The following is a 19,664-nucleotide window of genomic DNA, read 5'->3' as shown; positions in this document are numbered from 1 at the left end:
AATTGATAAATTTTTTGTAGGGTAGGCCGAAAAGCCTGCCCGTTTTTTTAATTAAATTTAAAATTCAGGTTCGTGAACGAAATATTTCTATAATTGCAGTATTACTCACTAATTCAGCCAATAGCTTTATCAAATTTCACAATTGCTTTATGACTAATCAACTGTATGATCAAGATTTTAATCTTTGGCGAGAAAGTATCATTGATCAAATTAAACAACACCGTTTTAATGAAATAGATTGGGAGCATTTAATTTTAGAATTAGAAGACATGGGAAAAGCAGAGAAACGGTCTTTTAAGAGTAATTTAACAATTTTGATTGCTCATTTACTAAAATTAACTGTTCAAGCTGATGCTCCTGAAACCATGAAAGGAAGTTGGTATAGTTCTGTGACAGAACATCGTTTTCGTATCAAAAAAGATTTAGAAGAAAATCCTTCTTTTAAAAGTTATATTAATGAAATTATTTCTCAAGCATATACCGATGCGCGAAAATTAGCGATTAAAGAAAGTAAAAATGCCAAATTAGGAGTGAGACAACCTTCAGAAGCAGAATATCCCAGCGATTGCCCTTATCTTTTAGAACAGTTATTAGATGAAGATTTTTATGGAGAAAGTGATTAAATCTCTATAAATATTAATCAATCACGCCTAATTTTTTAATTTAAAAAATATGGTATCAAATATTATCTTGATTGGCCCTATGGGTGCAGGTAAATCTACTATTGGTGAAGTGTTAGCAAATCAACTTGGTATTCCTCAATGCTCAATGGATGAATTACGATGGGGCTATTATCAAGAAATTGGATATGATGAGGAATTAGCAAAACAAAAACGTGAAACAGGAGGCTTATGGAGTATTTGCCAATATTGGAAACCTTTTGAAGCTTATGCAGTAGAAAGATTATTATCAGAACATCAAAACTATGTAATAGATTTTGGTGCAGGTCATTCTGTTTACGAAGATACTTTTTTATTTCAAAGAGTTCAAAAAGTTTTAGAACCGTTACCTCATGTGATCCTTTTGCTACCATCTCCTGATTTACAGGAATCGCTGCAAATTTTAAACGATCGCAACGAATACATCCCTGATGGCAGTCCCAACATTAATGAACACTTTCTGAGCCATCCCTCAAATTATCTTCTAGCAAAGTTTATTGTATACACAAAAGATAAGACACCACAGGAAACTTGCAATGAAATTTTAAATTTGTTGGGCTATTGCGATAAAACTTAGAACTTTTAAATCTGTAACTTATTCTATGTACCCTGTAATCTGGGTAGAAAAAGCATTTCGCACATAGAACCAGTCAAACACAAGCAATCCACCGCCCGTCACCAGCCTTCTGCTAAGATATTGTGTCATCGGTTCTTCAATTAGATACTATTGATGCTAGATAATGGGAAAGCTTTGACTTTTATTGACCCATCTAGCCCGGAAGAACACATTAACTACTATGCGAACTCACTATTGCGGCGAACTCCGAAAAGAAGATATTGGAGAAACTGTTACCTTGTACGGATGGGTAGACCGTCGCCGCGATCATGGGGGCGTGATATTCTTAGATTTACGCGATCGCTCTGGTACAGTCCAAATTGTCAGCGATCCGCAACGCACCCCCGATTCCTATGAGCAAGCCAATGCTTTGCGGAATGAATACGTCGTCGAAATCATCGGCAGAGTAACGCAACGTCCTGAAGAATCTCTGAATAACCGCATTCCCACAGGTGAAGTGGAAATTTATGCGGATAAAATTTCCTTGCTGAATGCTGTCCGTAAGCAGCTACCATTCCAAGTTTCCAGTGCTGATACCGAATCAGTGCGGGAAGACTTAAGACTAAAATACCGTTATTTGGATTTACGGCGCGATCGCATGGCGCGGAATATGCATCTGCGTCATCAAGTTGTCAAAGCTATGCGTCGCTATTTAGAAGACGGCGAAAATTTCATAGAAGTAGAAACACCCATCCTCACCCGTTCCACTCCCGAAGGTGCGCGGGACTATGTTCTACCCAGCCGTGTCAACCCTGGCGAATGGTTTGCTTTACCACAATCACCGCAACTATTTAAACAAATTTTGATGGTATCCGGTATGGATAGATACTATCAGATTGCCCGTTGCTTCCGGGATGAAGATTTGCGCGCCGATAGACAGCCAGAGTTCACCCAACTAGACATGGAAATGAGTTTCATGTCTCAAGAAGAAATTATTGAACTCAACGAAATGTTAGTTTGTCACATCTTCAAAACCGTTAAAGGTATTGAATTACCCCATCCATTCCCCCGCTTAACTTATGCTGAGGCAATGGCACGTTATGGCAGCGACAAACCCGATACTCGCTATGATTTAGAATTAGTTGATGTTTCTGATATTCTTAAAGACTCTGGTTTTAAAGTCTTTAAGGATGCTGTCGCCCACGGTGGAATCGTCAAAATTCTCCCTATTCCCAACGGTAACGACAAAATTTCTAACGTCCGCATTAAACCAGGCGGCGACATCTTCAAAGAAGCCAGCGAAGCCGGGGCCAAAGGTTTAGCCTACATCCGCGTCAGAGAAGATGGGGAAATTGACACCATTGGTGCAATTAAAGACAACCTCACCACCGAACAAAAAGCTGAACTTCTCCGCCGCACAGGTGCAGAAGCTGGACACTTGTTATTGTTTGCTGCTGGTGATGTTGCTACGGTTAACAAAACTTTAGATAGATTACGGCAATTTGTTGCTAAAGAATTTGGGTTAATTGATCCTGAAAAGCTCAATTTGTTATGGATTGTTGATTTCCCAATGTTTGAGTGGAATGCTGACGAAAAACGCTTAGAAGCATTACACCATCCATTTACCGCACCCCATCCCGATGACTTGCACGACTTAAAAACCGCCCGCGCCCAAGCTTATGACTTGGTATTTAATGGCTTTGAAGTTGGCGGTGGTAGTTTGCGGATTTATCAGCGAGAAATTCAAGAACAGGTGTTTGAAACCATTGGCTTGTCGCCCGAAGAAGCTCAAAGTAAATTTGGTTTTCTCTTAGAAGCTTTTGAATACGGTACACCACCGCATGGTGGTATCGCTTACGGTTTAGATCGTTTAGTGATGTTACTGGCGAACGAAGAATCTATCCGCGATGTCATTGCTTTTCCGAAGACACAACAAGCCCGTTGCTTGTTAACAGACGCACCTTCTGGAGTAGATGTCAAGCAATTGAAAGAATTACACGTTGCTTCCACATACAAGCCCAAAGCTTAACCAGCAATCAAAACCCGCTTAGACGGGTTTTGAAAAATTAAGTAGTCATTGAGTTTCGCTTATATCGAGTTTCGATGTCTGATGAAAAGCTGTTCGACACATAACAAGACGATAGTTAGCGTCGTTGCTGCTTGTCCGATGGCATAATTTGTCCAGTTTTCAGTCAGCACGATAAAGACTAACGAAAAAAGCGTTGTGGCAATGATTAGCCAGGGGGCAATCGCGCCTAGTTTTTGCCTCCATACAGCTTGCTCACGGAGTCTACTGTGACTAGTGAGAAAGTATTGCGGCCAAAACTCAAAAGTACTAAGCACTGCAAAAAGATACAATAGCCCTACATTAACGAACAGAACATTTTTCAGCTTTGAAGCCGTGTCAGGTTGCTGAAGCGCAATTGCGGCTAAACAAGTTCCTACGGTTAGATACAAAAGTGTAAACACAGTCAAGCGACGCATTGCTCTATCCTGTCAAAATTTGTTCTAAGTATTAACATGCTCCACCCTAGATTTGATTAAGGGTGAGGATTCTAAATTTTACGTCAGCACTTGCTCTACCATCTCTAACGATAGGTATAACTCCTGTAGACACCAAAATTTTTAACCGCAAATTGTTGCTAAATATCTTTTTCATCACTTTCGTTAAGATAAGGTGACATAATAATCAACCTAATAAATTACTTACGAGGTGATACTAAAATGCCCAAATGGAAAGTAGTCACAGAATTTTCTTTTAATAGCGCGCACTACATCAAAGATTATGATGGCCCTTGTGGTCGGATGCATGGGCATAATTACCAAGTCCGTATAGAAGCAATTTCTACACAACTGCACTCTTCCCAATACTGCCCACATCCAGTTATGGTTGCTGATTTTAGAACCTTACGTTGGGCAAAACAAGATGTTACAAAGGGAGGACTTGATCACTGTATTCTTAATGAAGTTTTGCCACCAGAATATGAGACTACTGCGGAAATGATTGCTAAGTATATTTACGACGAAACTAAGAAACGATTGCCAGCCAATGTACAGTTAAAAGTGCAAGTTTCCGAAACACCAAATAGTTGGGTAGAGTACGAGGACTAGAATATCATCTCCTACAAGGACTGCTATATATTCAACTATAGATTCTTGACAACTAACTCGCCAAAATGTTGAAAGCTAAACTGTAAGAATAATAACCTCAACAACAATACAGATAAATTCTCGAGATTTATCTGTATTTTTTTGAAATATTTTTATTTTTTAATCACTACTTAACCAATATATTACACAATAATTAATTAGAATATGACTTAAGAGATATGCTATTTAAAAAGCAGTATGATAAATCATTCATTGTATCAATTAATTTTTATTAAAAGATAGTGTAACTACCTCATTTCTGAAAGTTCATAAAGTTATAAATCCTAATATTAATTTTTTAATAATACTTGTCTCAAGTTCTACATTCATGCCGTAAATTACTGCCGAAATTGTGTAACCTAAAAACAGCTAGGCTAATCTTCAATTGAGGTCTGATGACTCCTAAAATTCTGCGTCAGCTTTGGTCTGTGGTTGAAACTTCCCACACCATGACCCTTTTGCAGCTGGACGATGCTAGCTTGGTGCAATGGTTAGTAAAACAAACCACAACACAAGTGTTGTTAGATCCTAACGAGACTGATTTTCTCTGTGATTATATTCAATCTCGACTGACTCTCATCCGTGACATGGCTTATGAACGAGAGTATTAACTATAGGACTTAGGCATAAAAACCAAAAATCAAGGGTTTTGGCAAGAGTATAAGGGTGTAAGGGTGATGTATGTATCTAAAACTCTTACACCCTATACCCTGTTAATCAAAACTTTTGAGCTAGATAACCTTCAACCAAGCAATCGGAACCAACCACACGCCAACGAACACGCTCTAAGGGCAAAGCTTCTGTCATATTAGTAAGTCCTAAGTCACCAACTGGCGTAGGCGCATGACTACCACCAATGATTTTAGGCGCAATGAAGGCCAAAACTTTCTGTACTGCTCCTTGAGCGATCGCACTAGCGGCTAATGTACCACCACACTCCCATAAAGCACTGCAAAAACCTCGTTCATATAAATGTGCCATTGTTTGTTCAGGTGTGAGCGCGGGTAATTCCACCACTTCTACCCCTCGTTTCACCAAGAACTTTTGAAAATCAGGGTTAGCTCCTACCTCGGTTAACACTAATGTGGGAGCTTCGGCGGTATCCCACAAGCGAGCGTTTTCTGGCAAATTCAGTTGGCGGCTCATCACCACCCTTAAAGGATTATGCGCCCCTAACTGATGGCTAGTTAAGTAAGGATTATCTTGTCGGACTGTATTACCACCAACCACAATCGCATCACAAGCAGCCCGTAGTTGATGTACTTCATTACGGGCTGCTTGGTTTGTTACCCAAGCACTATGACCAGAATTTGTGGCAATTTTGCCATCTAAAGTCATGGCATATTTCAAAATGCCCAAAGGTTTTTTGTAGAGAATGCGATGCACAAAACCTTCATTTAGTTGCTGACAAGCTTCTGTTTCTACTCCTACCACTACCTCGATACCAGCAGCGCGTAAACGCGCAATTCCGCCACCAGCAACCAAGGGGTTAGGGTCAACCATACCCACCACCACCTTAGCTACATCAGCCGCAATTAACCCTTCCGAACAAGGAGGAGTGCGTCCATAGTGGTTGCAGGGTTCCAGGCTGACATAGACTGTAGCACCACGAGCGCGATCGCCTGCTGCCCTCAATGCAAAAACCTCCGCATGAGGTTCTCCCGCGCGGGGATGAAACCCTTCCCCGACAATTTCCCCATCTTTGACCACAACAGCCCCCACCAAAGGATTCGGTGAAGTGCGTCCCAAAGCACGGCGGGCCAGTTCCAAGCACCGCTGCATCATCCGGGAGTCAAAATCAGCTTCACTACTCATACTGTTCTGCGTTTGTGAATTAGATATGACTGCCGAACGCCCTAGCAGCCTATTCTCTTGAGTGTAAATGGTTGAGGATGTATCTGCTTGCACAACGACTGGAGAATTATCCATAAATTTTGGCTAATAATTTCAATATTTTGCACCTTGTCGGTTTGTTGTTACTTCAACAGTAATATCTCTCGGCTCTTGTTCGCCGTCATGGTGCATACTTATATGGTTTTCTTTGCGTTTTATACATTTAGACAAGCAGGCGGATAAATTAACTCAGCACTTTTTACTATTGACCTATGAGTATTAAAAAGAGCGAGGATTTAGAGCCTATGCCCGTCATTCCTCACTCCTAAATGTAAAAATTCCAAGTTAATACCTATTTACGACTGTTGCTCTAGCATTTTCCGTTTTTGCCACCAACGATTTAGGGGATAGTAAACTACAGGGGCCCAAAGACTACTAAGAATTGCCGAAGCTAGAGCAACTCGTTTGTAATAAGCCCAAATGTATTCCACCTGGCGATCGCCAGTCAAGCTCAACTGCAAACCGAAAATTGTTTCTGCCAAAATTGCCATTAAAAAGACAATTAAAGCAATAGAAATAAAGTCTTCTTGAATAAATCGCTGCTTTTGCAGTAAGCCTGTGATTAAGCCTACTAAACCCAGAGTTATCGCATGGGTGGGATCGGGTGATGTCATGGCATCTTGTAGGAGTCCTAAAACTATACCAGCGATCGCACCTTCCCACATGGAACGCTTGACGCTCCAAGCAACGACCCAAATTAACAACCAATTCGGCCCAATTCCCAACAATTCTGTGCCAGGTAAGCGTGTTGGCAGTAACAGCAAACATAACAGCACAGAACCAACCGTTACAGACCAATCTACCAGTTGAACTACGCGGGGATGCCAACGGGCATTTGGTTGGCGATAAGCCTTACGCTCTGAAGACTTAGGCTTGCTTTGTCGGCGACCATTTAATGAAGGTATCTTCATTGTTTTTAGCTATTTCCTCGCCTCTAATTAGACTATTGCAATTTTTGGCTAGCCTGTTCTTGCTTTGCCGACTGTTGGTTTTCCGGTTCTGGGTTTGTCTGTTTTGGATACACAGCCACCCAATCTAATGACCTAATTGGGGGGAAAAGTTCAACCTTCGCCACCGATGCAGGAAGTTTCTTTAAATCTAAAGACTTGATTCTACCTACAGCTAAACCAGAAGGAAATTTCTGACTGTAAGTTGAAGTAGAAACTAAATCGCCTACTTTCACATTAGGAACTTTTTCATAAAATTCCAGCACGGCTTCTGCTGAAGAATCACCCCGCAAAACTCCTTTAGCTGAAGTCCGCGCAATGGTGACACCTACTTGACTTTTGAGGTCACTAATTAATAACACACGGCTGGTGTTAGGAGTAACACTATCTACCAAGCCAACTAATCCACCCTCAGCCCTGACAATAAAACCTTCTTGAATGCCAGAATTAGAGCCACGGTTGAGAGTAACTTGTTGCCACCAATGATCCGCACTGCGCCCTACTACCTGGGCGGGAATGGGACGTGATGACGCAGGCTGGGCTTGCACGTAGCCTAACAAGTTTTGTAGTTGTTTGTTTTGGTTTTCCAGTTCTTGGATACGCGTTTGCATTTCCATAAACTGGGCATCCTTTAAGCGTTCTTCCAAACGTTCTTCTGGGGTTTGCCCAGAACGCAACATTTGTAAAGGTTGAGTAACTACTTGGTAGACTTCCAGCAGCATTGCCCCTTGAGTCTGTCGTAAAATTCCAGCACCACCTAATACCAGGGCTAGCAAACCAAATTGTAGCCCTTTGCGACCCCACCAACGACGTACAGTAACCATTTATACCTATTTCTATAACTAATGAGATATCGGATTCTATTTATATAGAACCCAAATCACAGCCAAATAGAACCCAACATGCAAATATTTTTGGCTACATATTTCGAGAACGAGCGCTGAATACGCGTTCTAGCTGCTTGAAGTTTTCTAACACACGGCCTGTACCCAACACAACACAGCTGAGAGGATCGGCAGCAATATGAGTGACAATTCCAGTCTCATGGCTGATCAGGGTATCTATCCCTTTAAGCAATGCTCCACCACCAGCTAGCATGATGCCGCGATCGATAATGTCAGATGCTAGTTCTGGTGGTGTCCGTTCTAGCGTCCGCTTGACAGCTTCTATAATTACTGATAGCGGTTCCATCATGCTTTCTCGGATTTCTGGACTTTTGATAGTCACCGTGCGCGGTAAACCAGAAAGCAGGTGTACGCCGCGGACTTCCATCATGGCTTCATTATCATCATTAGTGGGATAGGCTGAACCTAGGCGAATTTTGATATCTTCGGCTGTACGTTCCCCAATTACCAAGTTATGAACTTTCTTCATGTATTGGATGATGGAGTCAGTGAGTTCATCGCCAGCAATGCGGACTGATTCACTTAACACAGTCCCTTGCAAACTCAACACAGCTACTTCAGTTGTGCCACCACCAATGTCAATAATCATGTTTCCTGTAGGTTCAGCCACAGGTAGCCCTGCTCCAATAGCTGCTGCTACAGGCTCATCTATTAAATATACTTCTCTTGCGCCAGCTTGAATTGCTGCATCCATCACAGCCCGTCTTTCGACTCCTGTTACCCCACTGGGAATCCCAATCACAATCCGGGGTAAGATTAACGATCGCCCCTCATTAACACGTTGAATAAAGCTTTTTAGCATTAACTCTGCCGTATCAAAATCTGCAATTACACCATCGCGCAAAGGGCGCAGGGCAATCACATTTTCGGGCGTACGACCGAGCATTTTTTTGGCATCTTCACCTACTGCCAACGCCACCTTTTCGATTTGATCAATTGCCACTACCGAAGGTTCTTGCAGTACAATGCCTTTACCAGATACATAAACAAGGGTATTGGCAGTACCGAGGTCGATACCCATATCCCATGATGAGCGAAAGTTCCTAAACAGCCCCACGCTTCTCTACGCCCCCTATTCGCAATACTTTTTGACTATAAAAAAATGTTAGAGTGAATCGTGCTGGATTCTATTACGTTTTTGATCCTCAGTCTAGTAAAGTTGGCTAGTTTTTATGGGAATTTTAGCCACACTTGCTAACTTTCAAGCATTCACGTCTTTGATATTCTCAGACGAATTCCATATATCCGTACAGTTTTTTTGTTTTCCCAAGTGATAACTCAAATTTTTATAGCCTGCAAGGTTGTTAAGTTTTTAACACATTTTCAATAGCTTCACAATTGGCTATTATAGAAGTCAAAATAAATAAGTACGCCCGTACTAAAAGGAAAGCACATGACTATTAATATAGTCCACCTCATTGGTCGTGTAGGTGGCGACCCAGAAATGAAGTATTTTGACTCTGGTAAGGTTAAGTGTAGATTAACACTGGCAGTAAACAGAAGAACACGTAACAGTGATGAGCCTGACTGGTTCGAGCTAGAACTGTGGGGAAAGACAGCCGAAGTTGCAGGGACTTATGTACGTAAAGGCAAACAAATTGCTGTCAAAGGTTCGCTGAAGTTTGACTCTTGGAACGATCGCCAAACTGGGGTCAGCCGTTCTAAACCAGTTATTCTCGTAGATCAATTAGATTTATTGGGTTCCCGCAATGAAGGAGACAGTGGGATGAACGATATGTCTCCAGATAATTTTTAAATTGTCATGAGTCATTTGTTAGCATCACTAACAAATGACTTATGAGCAATGACTAATAACTAATTTGCAACGTCACTGATGCTTCTACTTCCTGTTCGCCACCAACTACAGGAGTGGAAACGTCTTCCGCCACTTTCGCAGCTTGTAACAATACAGGCGGTGGAGGTGCGCTGGCATTATTAACTTGGATGGTCACTATTTCTTTGGGTTTGAGTCCTAAAGCAGCGAATACAGCATCAGCTTGCTGTTGAGCGTCTTGAGTGGCTTCTTTGAGAGCGACTTGACGAGCCGCAGCGATCGCATCATCACTAGCAATAAAACCAACGCCGTTAATTTGAGTCGCCCCTGCTTTGACCGCATCATCTAATAATGTACCTGCTTTCTCAGTAGGGATACGAAAGCTAACAGTATTACTAGCAGCATAACCAGTAATTCGCTGCACGTTATTGGTATAACTGTAAACCGGATTCAGCCTAATCCCTGTAGTTTCTAGCTTCTCGACATTTCTGCTTTTGAGTAAAGCAACTACAGCCGATGACCTTTTAGCGGCTTCTTGTTGGACTTCTTCAGCAGTTTTTCCTTGAATTTCTACGCCTAAATTAACTAACGACAAAGTAGTCGCTATTGATTCTGTACCACGTCCGCTCACAGTCAAAGTTCGCCACAACTTTTCTTTTTCTTGCGCGGATGCAGGTAAAACCAACGTCATAAATAACAGTAAAGCTAACGGTAAAGATTTCCAAAAATTGCCAGCAGAAAACTGTGAACCAGACAAAGCGGTTCTAGACATAAACTTGCACTCCTCTGAAAAATATATACAGATGCTAATAAGTAAACTGCATCCAGCAATCATCCGTTAACTGTTAAGTATTAATAGTTAACAGTCAGTTCAACTCAGAACTTTGGGTGCGATCGCTCGATAAGATTTGGATGTTTCTACTGTGACACTGCTGTAGTCAAAATCAGGTATTGTTACATTTTTGGAAACTAAAAAAATTACCAGCCTTTCAGGGATGGCACAGGGATAGGACTTACGCACAAAGATTGTCTGTGAAGACTGAGTTAATGGGTTTTGGATACATACACCCCTACACTCTTGCCCCCTTCTCCAAACCCTGGATTTTTCGTTTTCATACGTAAATCCTGAGGGAAAACAATAGTCCAAGCATATAAATCCTAACTGTTGCCCGTTCCCTGTTTCCTTCCTCACAACAAAACTTCTGGAGATTGACTCATGGCGTATTGGTTGCTGAAAACTGAACCAGATAAATATTCCTACGCGGATTTGGCGCAAGATGGCAGTACAGTTTGGGATGGAGTCACCAATGCTTTAGCTCTCAAACATATCCGCACCATGCTGCCTGGTGATTTGGCTTTGATTTATCACACAGGTAAAGAACGGCAAATCATGGGTGTAGCAGAGATTATTAGCCAACCTTACCCCGACCCAAAACTCAATGATGCCAAACTGGTAGTTGTCGATATACGCGCAGTCCGTCCAGTTTCCCAGCCTGTTAGCCTCACCCAAATCAAACAAGACGAGAAATTTACCGACTTTGACTTATTGCGACTGCCCAGATTATCTGTTGTCCCAGTATCCGAAGCTCATTGGCAACATTTAATTCACTTAACAAGAATAGAACTTTCGCAGTGAGATGAGAAATCACAAGGTTTGATAAATCTAAGTCAAACCCTTACACCCCACACCCTCATCCCCTGACACCCTATCTCAAGGGGTAAGTCCTGAGCTAGAATTGCCACAAAAGAGTAAAAATAAGGAGAAGGATTTTTGCGGAAACCATGCAGTTTTTAGTCGGAATCAACTTCTCTTTTCCTCTGCTCGCTACTAACGCAACAGAAGCAGCAGACGGCTCTATGGTAGTAGCAGCAGTCCTACTGAGTTTAGTGGTCATTTACCTTGCTAGCAAAGTCGGCGGGGAAATATCCAACCGAGTGGGCTTACCACCTGTGTTAGGTGAACTCGTAGGTGGTGTATTCGTAGGTATTTCTGTCGCCCACCTGTTAGTATTTCCTGGAGGCGGTGTAGATAGTTCTAATTCTTTAATCATCACTTTCCTCCAAGTTACTGCTGGTCTTAGCCCAGAAGCAGCACCACAGGTATTTGCCGCCCAATCAGAAGTCATCACTGTGTTATCAGAATTGGGCGTAATCATCTTATTGTTTGAAATTGGCTTGGAGTCTAACTTAAAAGACTTAATGGCAGTTGGTATCCAAGCCACAATCGTGGCAATCGTGGGGGTCGCAGTACCCTTTACTGCTGGAACTGTCGGTTTAATGACTTTATTTGGTATTGGTGCTGTACCAGCAATTTTTGCAGGTGCAGCGTTAACAGCAACAAGTATTGGTATTACCTCGAAAGTTTTGTCCGAATTAGGCAAGCTCAATTCTAAAGAAGGGCAGATTATTCTGGGTGCGGCAGTGATTGATGACGTACTAGGAATTATTGTCTTAGCTGTAGTTGCTAGTCTTGCCAAAGATGGCGTAGTAGATGTAGGTAAAGTTGTTTACCTAATTATCAGTGCAACAGGGTTTCTTTTAGGTGCGATCATTCTGGGGAATGTTTTCAATAAGAGCTTTGTGGCGATCGCTAATAGTCTTAAAACCCGCGGTGAGTTAGTCATTCCTGCCTTTATTTTCGCTTTTGTGATGGCATATCTAGCTGCCATCATTCAACTAGAAGCAATTTTAGGAGCTTTTGCGGCTGGTTTAGTTTTAGAAGAAACTGATAAGCGCCTAGAACTACAAAAGCAAGTGATTCCTGTCGCCGATTTGATGGTGCCAATTTTCTTTGTCACCGTTGGGGCAAAAACTGATTTAGGAGTGCTAAACCCAGCCATTCCTAGCAATCGAGAAGGTTTAATTATGGCTATTTTCCTGATTACAGTAGCCATTATTGGTAAAGTGATTACAGGTTTGAGCGTATTTGGTCAACCCCAAATCAATCGTCTGGCGATCGGCGTGGGTATGATTCCTCGCGGTGAGGTGGGATTGGTATTTGCTGGTGTCGGCGCAGCTAGTGGCGTTCTCTCAAAACCATTGGGAGCGGCAATTATCATGATGGTTATTTTGACAACCTTTTTAGCTCCACCTTTGTTACGTTTCGTATTTCCCGAATCTAGCAAACTGACAACTGATTCTGAGAAATTAATTCAAGATTAAGAATTAATGATTGGGGATAAGGAAGAATTCAGACTCAATTCTGGTGACTTTCTTCCCCAATCTCTCTATGCAAAGGAAACTTCTATTTCTCTATTTACGTCCACTAATATCGTTGTTTATATGCCTTTAGAGCCGATAATTCGCATTCAGAAAGTCATTAGTTGCCTAGATTACTTTGATGCTAATCCTTACTTAAAAGTGTCTTCGATAATTTAGAAACTAATAACTCCCATAATGGCAAAATTAGTTAAAAGCAGTTAAATTTTCACAATCAAAAAATTGTTTTTAAGCCCTATAAGAACCCAAAATCAATGTTTAATTAATCTTCCAATCCTTAAGGATTGACTGAGACCAGCTAATTCTGGTTAGATTTTTGTTGCGCCCTCATCTGTTGATCAAAAAACTTGACAGCAAAATTATATGTAAGCAATTTATCTCATTAACTGTTTTTTAACCAAAAACCGAAGTCAAAGTCAAATCTCCTAGCTCAAAATTAGCTAGTGACGATGGGAAAACTTACCCAGATGTGGAGATATTGACAAATCCCATGAATGTGAATCAGGAGAAAGGATTGTGAAATTACACTGGTTACTACCCGGTACTGTTGGGATGATCTGTTTATTGTCGTCGCCAGTTTTGGCAGGTAGATTAGATTCTTGGCGTTTTGATGCCAAGCAAAACCGCCTGGAGTTTAATACTGTAGGCGGTGTTCAACCCAAGGCGCAATTAATCTTTAATCCCACACGCCTGGTTATTGATTTACCAGACACAACCTTTGGCAGACCACAGTTAACTCAGCCTGTAGGTGGTGCAATTCGCGCTATCCGTGTTGGACAGTTTGAACCCCAAACGGCGCGAATTGTGGTGGAATTAGCTCCTGGGTACACTCTTGACCCGCAAGGCATCAAATTTGTGGGGATAACTGCTAGCCGTTGGACGGTACAACTACCAAGGCCAAAACTAGAGTCATTTCAGTCTTCCTCAGACAGTGTTTATAACGTAGTTACCTTAAACTCGAATAATAGAGCAGAGTTACCAAGAGTTGCCAGCACCACACAAGCAACAACACAAATAGAAAACGTGCAAGTTACAGGGGATGGTTTGTTTGTCCGGACTAATGGTGGCAATCCCCAAATTAGGCTTAATCGTAGCCGCGATCGCTCTACTATTTTTATGGATATCGCTAGCGCAACTTTATCAGGAAATTTAGCGCAACGAGATTTAAGCGTGAATAGACATGGTGTGAGTCGAGTTGAATTTACCCAACTCCAAACCTCACCCCCCACAGTCCGCATGACTTTGCGGGTAGATAAAAATAGCCCCGACTGGCGAGCCACCAGAAGTGGCACTAATGGTTTAATAGTCCTGCCCAATCGCTATGCAAGACTCCCAGGAAATAACTCAAACATTTCCTCAGACAATCAACCAGACTTTTCACCACCTAGCCGCATTGCGCGTGATGAACTAGCAACAATTGAAACTGTCGAACTTGATGATGAGCGTAAACAACTAATAATTAGAGCCGATCGCTCCATCTCTGCTAACGGAGGATGGGATCGCACGTCAGGGTTATATCGCATTACTATTAACAATGCTCGATTAGCTTCTCGCATTAAAGGCCCGACCTTTAACGCCAATAGCCCCATACTGCGGGTACGCCTGCAAACACCCCAACCAGATACAGTAGTTTTGTTAGTGCAACCAGCCGCCGGAGTCCAGATTGGGCGCATTAACCAAGACGGTGAGCAACTAGCACTACAATTACAAGGTTCTCGCCGAGTCGTCACTGTTCCCGGAACCTTGCCTTTTCCTTCAGAGCGAGGTCAATTACCAGACCCCAACGAAAATTCCCGGCCTCTTCCCCAACCAGGCACACGTCCCCTTCCCAGAGGTAGATTAGTAGTTGTAGTTGACCCCGGACATGGTGGCAAAGACCCAGGTGCAATTGGCATTGGTGGAGTCCGGGAAAAAGATATTATCTTACCCATTGGCAAAAGAGTAGCAGAAATTCTCCAGCAAAATGGTGTGCAAGTCATCATGACGAGAAATTCTGACTATTTTGTCACATTACCCGGACGAGTCCAAATGGCAGAACAAGCTAACGCTGATGTATTTGTGAGCATCCATGCCAACTCCGCAGGTGCAGGTCGTCCAGATGTCAGTGGTTTAGAAACTTATTATTATGACAGTGGTTTAAGTTTGGCTCGCGTTGTACATAGCACCATTTTGCAAAGTTTGAATGTGAGAGATCGCGGAGTCAGACGCGCCAGATTTTACGTCCTCAGAAAAAGTTCGATGCCTTCCATTCTGGTAGAAACAGGTTATTTAACTGGTCGAGAGGATATTGCTAAATTACGCACTTCCGCTTATCAAAATCAAATGGCAGAAGCGATCGCTCAAGGTGTACTTCAGTACCTCAGACGCAGATAATAATTCAATTACAAAAATCAGGTAAATCTACTTAAAAGCATTAGCACTCAGCCATTAATTACTTCCACGAATCGTCATCTTTCTAATCAGGAGCTAACATTTGAAGTATTTTTACTGAGTGAAAATTATTGTTCTCACTGCTGGCTAGTGGGAACAAGTTTTTTTAGTATCTATCAATACTTACATCCATAATATTGCTTTGAAAATGCTAGATTAAATCTCATCAGGTTTACCCAATCAATTGTTAGTCGTGGGAACTTTTTGGGTACATTGATTATCAGCAATCAGACAAATCAACACCAATTTTGACGGATTTTCTGTGTCCTGCACTGAAGTTATTTATTTACAGTTAATTTTGATTAGTTTTTATTTGGTGTTATTTCATGCTTTCTCAGTAGAATTTCTGACTAGGAATGCATGAAAAAATCTTATAGGCGTGCTAGTACCTTACGCCATTAACTATATTTTGAATACCAGAGCAAGATTTTTGGCGGACACGGAAGTTCTCATGAACAGTAAATACTGTACAGGCTTCAGAATAAAAACTAACTCAAGTCTGGTGGTGATGGTGTGAGGATTGACCAATACGTTTATATATAAACGGCTCCCATGAACGTGAATTAGGAGAAACATACTGTGAAACTACACTGGTTATTAACCGGTACTATTGGAACTATCTTCTTACTATCGTCGCCGACTTTGGCAGCGAAGTTAGAATCTTGGCGTTTTGATGCCCAGCAAAATCGCCTAGAAATTAATACTTTGGGCGCAGTTCAACCCAAAGCCCAACTGGTATTTAACCCTACACGCTTGGTAATTGATTTACCAGATACAGACTTTGGGCGACCCCAGTTAACACAACCAGTCGGTGGTAGAGTCCGTTCGATTCGGGTTGGACAATTTGACCCGCAAACAGCCCGAATTGTTGTAGAGTTAGCCCCTGGTTATACTATTGACCCCCAACAAGTGAAGTTTCTCCCGACTACAGGTAGCCGTTGGATAGTACAATTACCTACACCTACAGCAGAACCACTTAGCTCATCGGCAGATATTTCACTACAGCCAGAAACCAAACCACCAAACTCAACATCTAATTCTGAGTTACCGCCGAGAAATGTTTATAGTGTAATTACCACAGAACCTCCAACTACCCAAAGACCTGTTGGTAACACTATCGCCGCAGTCACCCAATTAGAAAGCTTCCGAGTCACAGGGGATGGTTTTTTTGTCCGGACTAATGGTGGTAATCCTCAAATTCGAGTAAATCGCAGTTCTGACAAACGGGCAGTTAATATCGATATTACTGGCGCGTCCTTATCGCCAAGCTTGTCTTCACAAGATTTATCTGTGAATCGCTACGGTGTTAGTCGCATTCAGTTTTCCCAACTGCAAACAAGACAACCCACAGTCCGTATGACTTTATATGTGGATCAAGATAGTCCAGACTGGCGGGCAAGTACTAGCAGTATTGGTGGATTCGTAATTTTACCCAATCGCTTTGGGCGATCGCCTGGTAATAATGATTCTAATGTAGTTTCTGAAGCTACAGATTCACCCGCAATCATTCAAGCTGTGGAATTAGCGGATAATGGTAGCCAACTTTTAATTCGTTCTAATCAACCTGTAGCTGCTAAGAGTGGGTGGGATAGATCCTCTGGTTTATTCCGCATTACGATCGCTAATGCCAAATTAGCACCCAGAGTGATTGGCCCTGCTTTTAATGCCAATAGTCCCATCCTACGAGTACGTCTGCAACCCCAAGATGATTCAGTCACAGTTTTAATTCAACCAGCAGCTGGGGTACAAATTGGCGAACTCAACCAAATCAGCAATCAGTTATTAGCTTTACAATTACAGCGTGGTCGAGCCATCACACCGCCAGTAGTTTTACCGCCACTACCACCACCAGGCCAAAATATCAATGTTCCCCAACCAGTAACACCACGTACAATCAGCCCAGTCCCCAGAGGCAAATTACTAGTAGTAATTGACCCCGGACATGGTGGTAAAGATTCTGGCGCACCTGGATTAGGTGGACTATTAGAAAAGGATGTAGTTTTACCTATTGGTAAACGCATAGCAGCTATTTTAGAACGAAATGGTGTACAAGCAGTACTGACAAGAGATGCCGACTTTTTTGTTGAGCTGCAAGGCAGGGTAGATATTGCTGAAAGAGTCAATGCGACTGTATTTGTCAGCGTTCACGCCAATTCTGTAGATAGCCGTCCTGATGTCAATGGCTTAGAAGTATATTATTACGATAGCGGTTACGATCTGGCAGAAGTAGTACGCAAGACTATTCTGGAAGATATTGGCACGATTAAAGACCGCGGCACACGCAAAGCCCGCTTCTACGTTCTCAGAAAAAGTTCTATGCCTTCGATATTGGTAGAAACAGGTTATATGACTGGACGAGAAGATAATCCCCGCTTAGGTTCTCCAGAATACCAAAATCGGATGGCTGAGGCGATCGCTCGTGGCATTCTCAAATACCTCCACCAAAGGTAAGAATACAGCTAAGTTCAAAATATAGTATTAATTTTTAATTAACGAGGTCTTATGTAAACTTTTGACTTGCCAAGAATTTAGTAGTCAGTTGCGAAATTGTCTGCTAAATTCTGTATTTTAAATGCCAAAATCTCAATCAATATTTGCCTGTGTATTCATCTTCTCTTTTTGAAGGTAATCTTTACGATTTTTCTGATAAAGAACCTCAACGCGCCCCTATCGGCGTTTTTGACAGTGGTGTGGGTGGGCTGACGGTACTACGACAAATCTACCGTCAATTACCAAATGAATCGATTATTTATTTTGGTGATACTGCTAGATTACCTTACGGTATCCGTTCCCAAGCTGAAATTCTCCAGTTTGTCCGCGAAATTCTCTACTGGATGCAGCAGCAAGGCGTAAAAATGGTGGTCATGGCTTGTAATACCAGTTCCGCCTTGGCTTTAGAAATTGTACGTCAAGAATTTAACTTCCCGATTTTAGGCGTAATTCTCCCAGGTGCGAAAGCCGCAGTCCAACAAGGAAAGCGAATTGGTGTGATTGCTACTCCAGCTACAGCTAAAAGTAATGCCTACAAGCACGCAATTTTAGAAATTGACCCAGAAGTCCAAGTTTGGCAAGTTGGCTGTCCAGAATTCGTCCCACTCATTGAACAAAATCGCATTCACGATCCTTATACCACTGAGGTAGCGCGTTCTTATTTAGAGCCTTTACTCCAGCAAGAAATTGATACTTTAGTCTATGGCTGTACTCATTATCCTCACTTAGCACCAGTACTGCGATCGCTTCTACCGTCTCATGTCAAATTAGTTGACCCAGCAGTTCATGTAGTAGCAGCCTGTAACCAAGAATTAGATTTACTTGGCTTAAGTAACACTCACCCCCCACTACCAACTCGCTTTGTAGTCAGTGGTTGTCCTCAACAATTTGCTCAGTCAGCCATTCAATGGCTAGGGCATACCCCAATGGTTGAAGCTGTAGATTTAACTAACACAGTAGTTTCGCAACTCTCATAAAAAAATGAAGTATGAAGGTTAAATTTCATACTTCATCCTTCATACTTTGCTTTTCATACTTTAGGTAACGATTGACTCTTGACTATTCACCACCTCTGTCATCTGTGGTGCGGCTGGAACTTCTATTTGATGTTTCTCATTATTTCCCGACACAAAATTTCGCGCATTAGATTTTTGACCGCTACGTTTTGCTAATGCTAATAATAAGTAAACTGTGAATAAATATCCGGCAGCTAAAATAAAAATCATCATAGGCATATTCGCGTACATCATTGTTCTACCAACTTTTTTCCAGAGAAATAAAAAATTCCATACAAGAAACTCAACCGCAGTCATTCAAGAAAATTCTTGATGACCGTAGTTTGTGATACGAAACTGCACCGTAGAGTCATCGCACTCTTCGGTTGCCCAAGTAACTATTTAATTGAGTTATTTACAGACTAGAAACGCCACAACAGTTAAATTGCCGAACGGCACAGTTAACTGCGCTCCTCAGCTGTTTGCTTAGTCTGAATTATTGTTTTTCATGCCTCTGTGGTAGGATATACCACGACTTTCAGCAGAAGCTGTAAGCCGAAAGCGAACTCCTATAAGGATACCGCCTAACTCCATCCCAAGAAGTTTTCTTGCCGCCCAAAAACTTCAAGAAAGATTTTCTTGGTTT

19 protein-coding genes are annotated in these 19,664 nt (G+C 41.9%); 11 read left to right on the top strand and 8 right to left on the bottom strand.

Going from position 1 to position 19,664, the window contains the following annotated elements; genetic code table 11:
- Window positions 1-149: 149 nt before the first annotated feature.
- The 3 genes from H6G69_RS20810 (at window position 150) to aspS (ending at window position 3,244) form a co-directional block, all read left to right on the top strand.
- On the top strand, window positions 150-623 hold the full coding sequence (locus H6G69_RS20810; protein WP_190691028.1) for a DUF29 domain-containing protein: 474 nt from the start codon (window positions 150-152) through the stop codon (window positions 621-623).
- Between the two features lie 49 nt (window positions 624-672).
- Window positions 673-1,236 (top strand): shikimate kinase, encoded by a 564-nt coding sequence (locus H6G69_RS20805; RefSeq protein WP_190691027.1) that lies wholly within the window; start codon window positions 673-675, stop codon window positions 1,234-1,236.
- Between the two features lie 220 nt (window positions 1,237-1,456).
- Window positions 1,457-3,244 (top strand): aspartate--tRNA ligase, encoded by a 1,788-nt coding sequence (aspS, locus tag H6G69_RS20800; protein ID WP_190691026.1) that lies wholly within the window; start codon window positions 1,457-1,459, stop codon window positions 3,242-3,244.
- A 59-nt stretch (window positions 3,245-3,303) separates the two neighbouring features.
- On the opposite strand, the gene H6G69_RS20795 is transcribed toward aspS, so the two are convergent.
- The gene (locus H6G69_RS20795) at window positions 3,304-3,699 is read right to left on the bottom strand and encodes a hypothetical protein (RefSeq protein WP_190691025.1); all 396 of its coding nucleotides are present in this window, start codon (window positions 3,697-3,699) and stop codon (window positions 3,304-3,306) included.
- Window positions 3,700-3,939: 240 nt separating this feature from the next.
- Between H6G69_RS20795 and H6G69_RS20790 the strand changes: the two genes are divergently transcribed.
- Window positions 3,940-4,326 carry a 6-carboxytetrahydropterin synthase gene (locus H6G69_RS20790; RefSeq protein WP_190691024.1) on the top strand — a complete coding sequence of 129 codons (387 nt, stop codon included), beginning with the start codon at window positions 3,940-3,942 and terminating at the stop codon, window positions 4,324-4,326.
- 434 nt (window positions 4,327-4,760) lie between these two features.
- The gene (locus H6G69_RS20785; RefSeq protein ID WP_190691023.1) at window positions 4,761-4,976 is read left to right on the top strand and encodes a hypothetical protein; all 216 of its coding nucleotides are present in this window, start codon (window positions 4,761-4,763) and stop codon (window positions 4,974-4,976) included.
- Window positions 4,977-5,082: 106 nt separating this feature from the next.
- Here the strand turns inward: H6G69_RS20785 and ribD are convergent, their stop codons facing one another.
- The 4 genes from ribD to H6G69_RS20765 form a co-directional block, all read right to left on the bottom strand.
- Window positions 5,083-6,294 carry a bifunctional diaminohydroxyphosphoribosylaminopyrimidine deaminase/5-amino-6-(5-phosphoribosylamino)uracil reductase RibD gene (ribD, locus tag H6G69_RS20780; protein WP_190691022.1) on the bottom strand — a complete coding sequence of 404 codons (1,212 nt, stop codon included), beginning with the start codon at window positions 6,292-6,294 and terminating at the stop codon, window positions 5,083-5,085.
- Window positions 6,295-6,554: 260 nt separating this feature from the next.
- A complete protein-coding gene (gene mreD, locus H6G69_RS20775; RefSeq protein WP_190691021.1) occupies window positions 6,555-7,169 on the bottom strand; it encodes a rod shape-determining protein MreD in 615 nt (204 codons plus the stop codon).
- Between the two features lie 32 nt (window positions 7,170-7,201).
- A complete protein-coding gene (mreC, locus tag H6G69_RS20770) occupies window positions 7,202-8,029 on the bottom strand; it encodes a rod shape-determining protein MreC (protein WP_190691020.1) in 828 nt (275 codons plus the stop codon).
- A gap of 94 nt (window positions 8,030-8,123) precedes the next feature.
- Complete coding sequence (locus H6G69_RS20765) at window positions 8,124-9,131, bottom strand: rod shape-determining protein (protein ID WP_190691039.1); 1,008 nt, start codon at window positions 9,129-9,131, stop codon at window positions 8,124-8,126.
- 372 nt (window positions 9,132-9,503) lie between these two features.
- On the opposite strand from H6G69_RS20765, the gene H6G69_RS20760 reads away from it, so the two are divergent.
- Window positions 9,504-9,866: a single-stranded DNA-binding protein gene (locus H6G69_RS20760; protein WP_190691019.1), complete on the top strand. Its 363-nt coding sequence runs from the start codon at window positions 9,504-9,506 to the stop codon at window positions 9,864-9,866.
- Between the two features lie 52 nt (window positions 9,867-9,918).
- On the opposite strand, the gene H6G69_RS20755 is transcribed toward H6G69_RS20760, so the two are convergent.
- Both H6G69_RS20755 and H6G69_RS20750 read right to left on the bottom strand, forming a co-directional pair.
- Window positions 9,919-10,656, bottom strand: coding sequence for an SIMPL domain-containing protein (locus tag H6G69_RS20755; protein WP_190691018.1), 738 nt, complete (start codon window positions 10,654-10,656; stop codon window positions 9,919-9,921).
- A gap of 99 nt (window positions 10,657-10,755) precedes the next feature.
- A complete protein-coding gene (locus H6G69_RS20750; protein ID WP_190691017.1) occupies window positions 10,756-10,905 on the bottom strand; it encodes a hypothetical protein in 150 nt (49 codons plus the stop codon).
- A 195-nt stretch (window positions 10,906-11,100) separates the two neighbouring features.
- Here H6G69_RS20750 and H6G69_RS20745 point away from each other — a divergent pair, with 195 nt between their 5' ends.
- From H6G69_RS20745 to murI, 5 genes are all read left to right on the top strand, one after another.
- The gene (locus tag H6G69_RS20745; protein ID WP_190691016.1) at window positions 11,101-11,520 is read left to right on the top strand and encodes an EVE domain-containing protein; all 420 of its coding nucleotides are present in this window, start codon (window positions 11,101-11,103) and stop codon (window positions 11,518-11,520) included.
- Between the two features lie 146 nt (window positions 11,521-11,666).
- Window positions 11,667-13,046: a cation:proton antiporter gene (locus H6G69_RS20740; RefSeq protein WP_190691015.1), complete on the top strand. Its 1,380-nt coding sequence runs from the start codon at window positions 11,667-11,669 to the stop codon at window positions 13,044-13,046.
- Between the two features lie 573 nt (window positions 13,047-13,619).
- Window positions 13,620-15,476, top strand: a complete 1,857-nt coding sequence (locus H6G69_RS20735; RefSeq protein WP_190691014.1) for an N-acetylmuramoyl-L-alanine amidase — start codon at window positions 13,620-13,622, stop codon at window positions 15,474-15,476.
- A 636-nt stretch (window positions 15,477-16,112) separates the two neighbouring features.
- Complete coding sequence (locus H6G69_RS20730) at window positions 16,113-17,984, top strand: N-acetylmuramoyl-L-alanine amidase (protein WP_190691013.1); 1,872 nt, start codon at window positions 16,113-16,115, stop codon at window positions 17,982-17,984.
- Between the two features lie 149 nt (window positions 17,985-18,133).
- Window positions 18,134-19,000 (top strand): glutamate racemase, encoded by an 867-nt coding sequence (murI, locus tag H6G69_RS20725; protein WP_190691012.1) that lies wholly within the window; start codon window positions 18,134-18,136, stop codon window positions 18,998-19,000.
- Window positions 19,001-19,060: 60 nt separating this feature from the next.
- Here the strand turns inward: murI and H6G69_RS20720 are convergent, their stop codons facing one another.
- A complete protein-coding gene (locus tag H6G69_RS20720) occupies window positions 19,061-19,273 on the bottom strand; it encodes a hypothetical protein (protein ID WP_190691011.1) in 213 nt (70 codons plus the stop codon).
- Window positions 19,274-19,664: the final 391 nt, after the last annotated feature.

This window comes from Nostoc sp. FACHB-110, assembly GCF_014697425.1.
Taxonomy (GTDB): Bacteria; Cyanobacteriota; Cyanobacteriia; order Cyanobacteriales; family Nostocaceae; genus Nostoc_B.
This window is presented reverse-complemented; position numbering and strand designations above follow the sequence as displayed.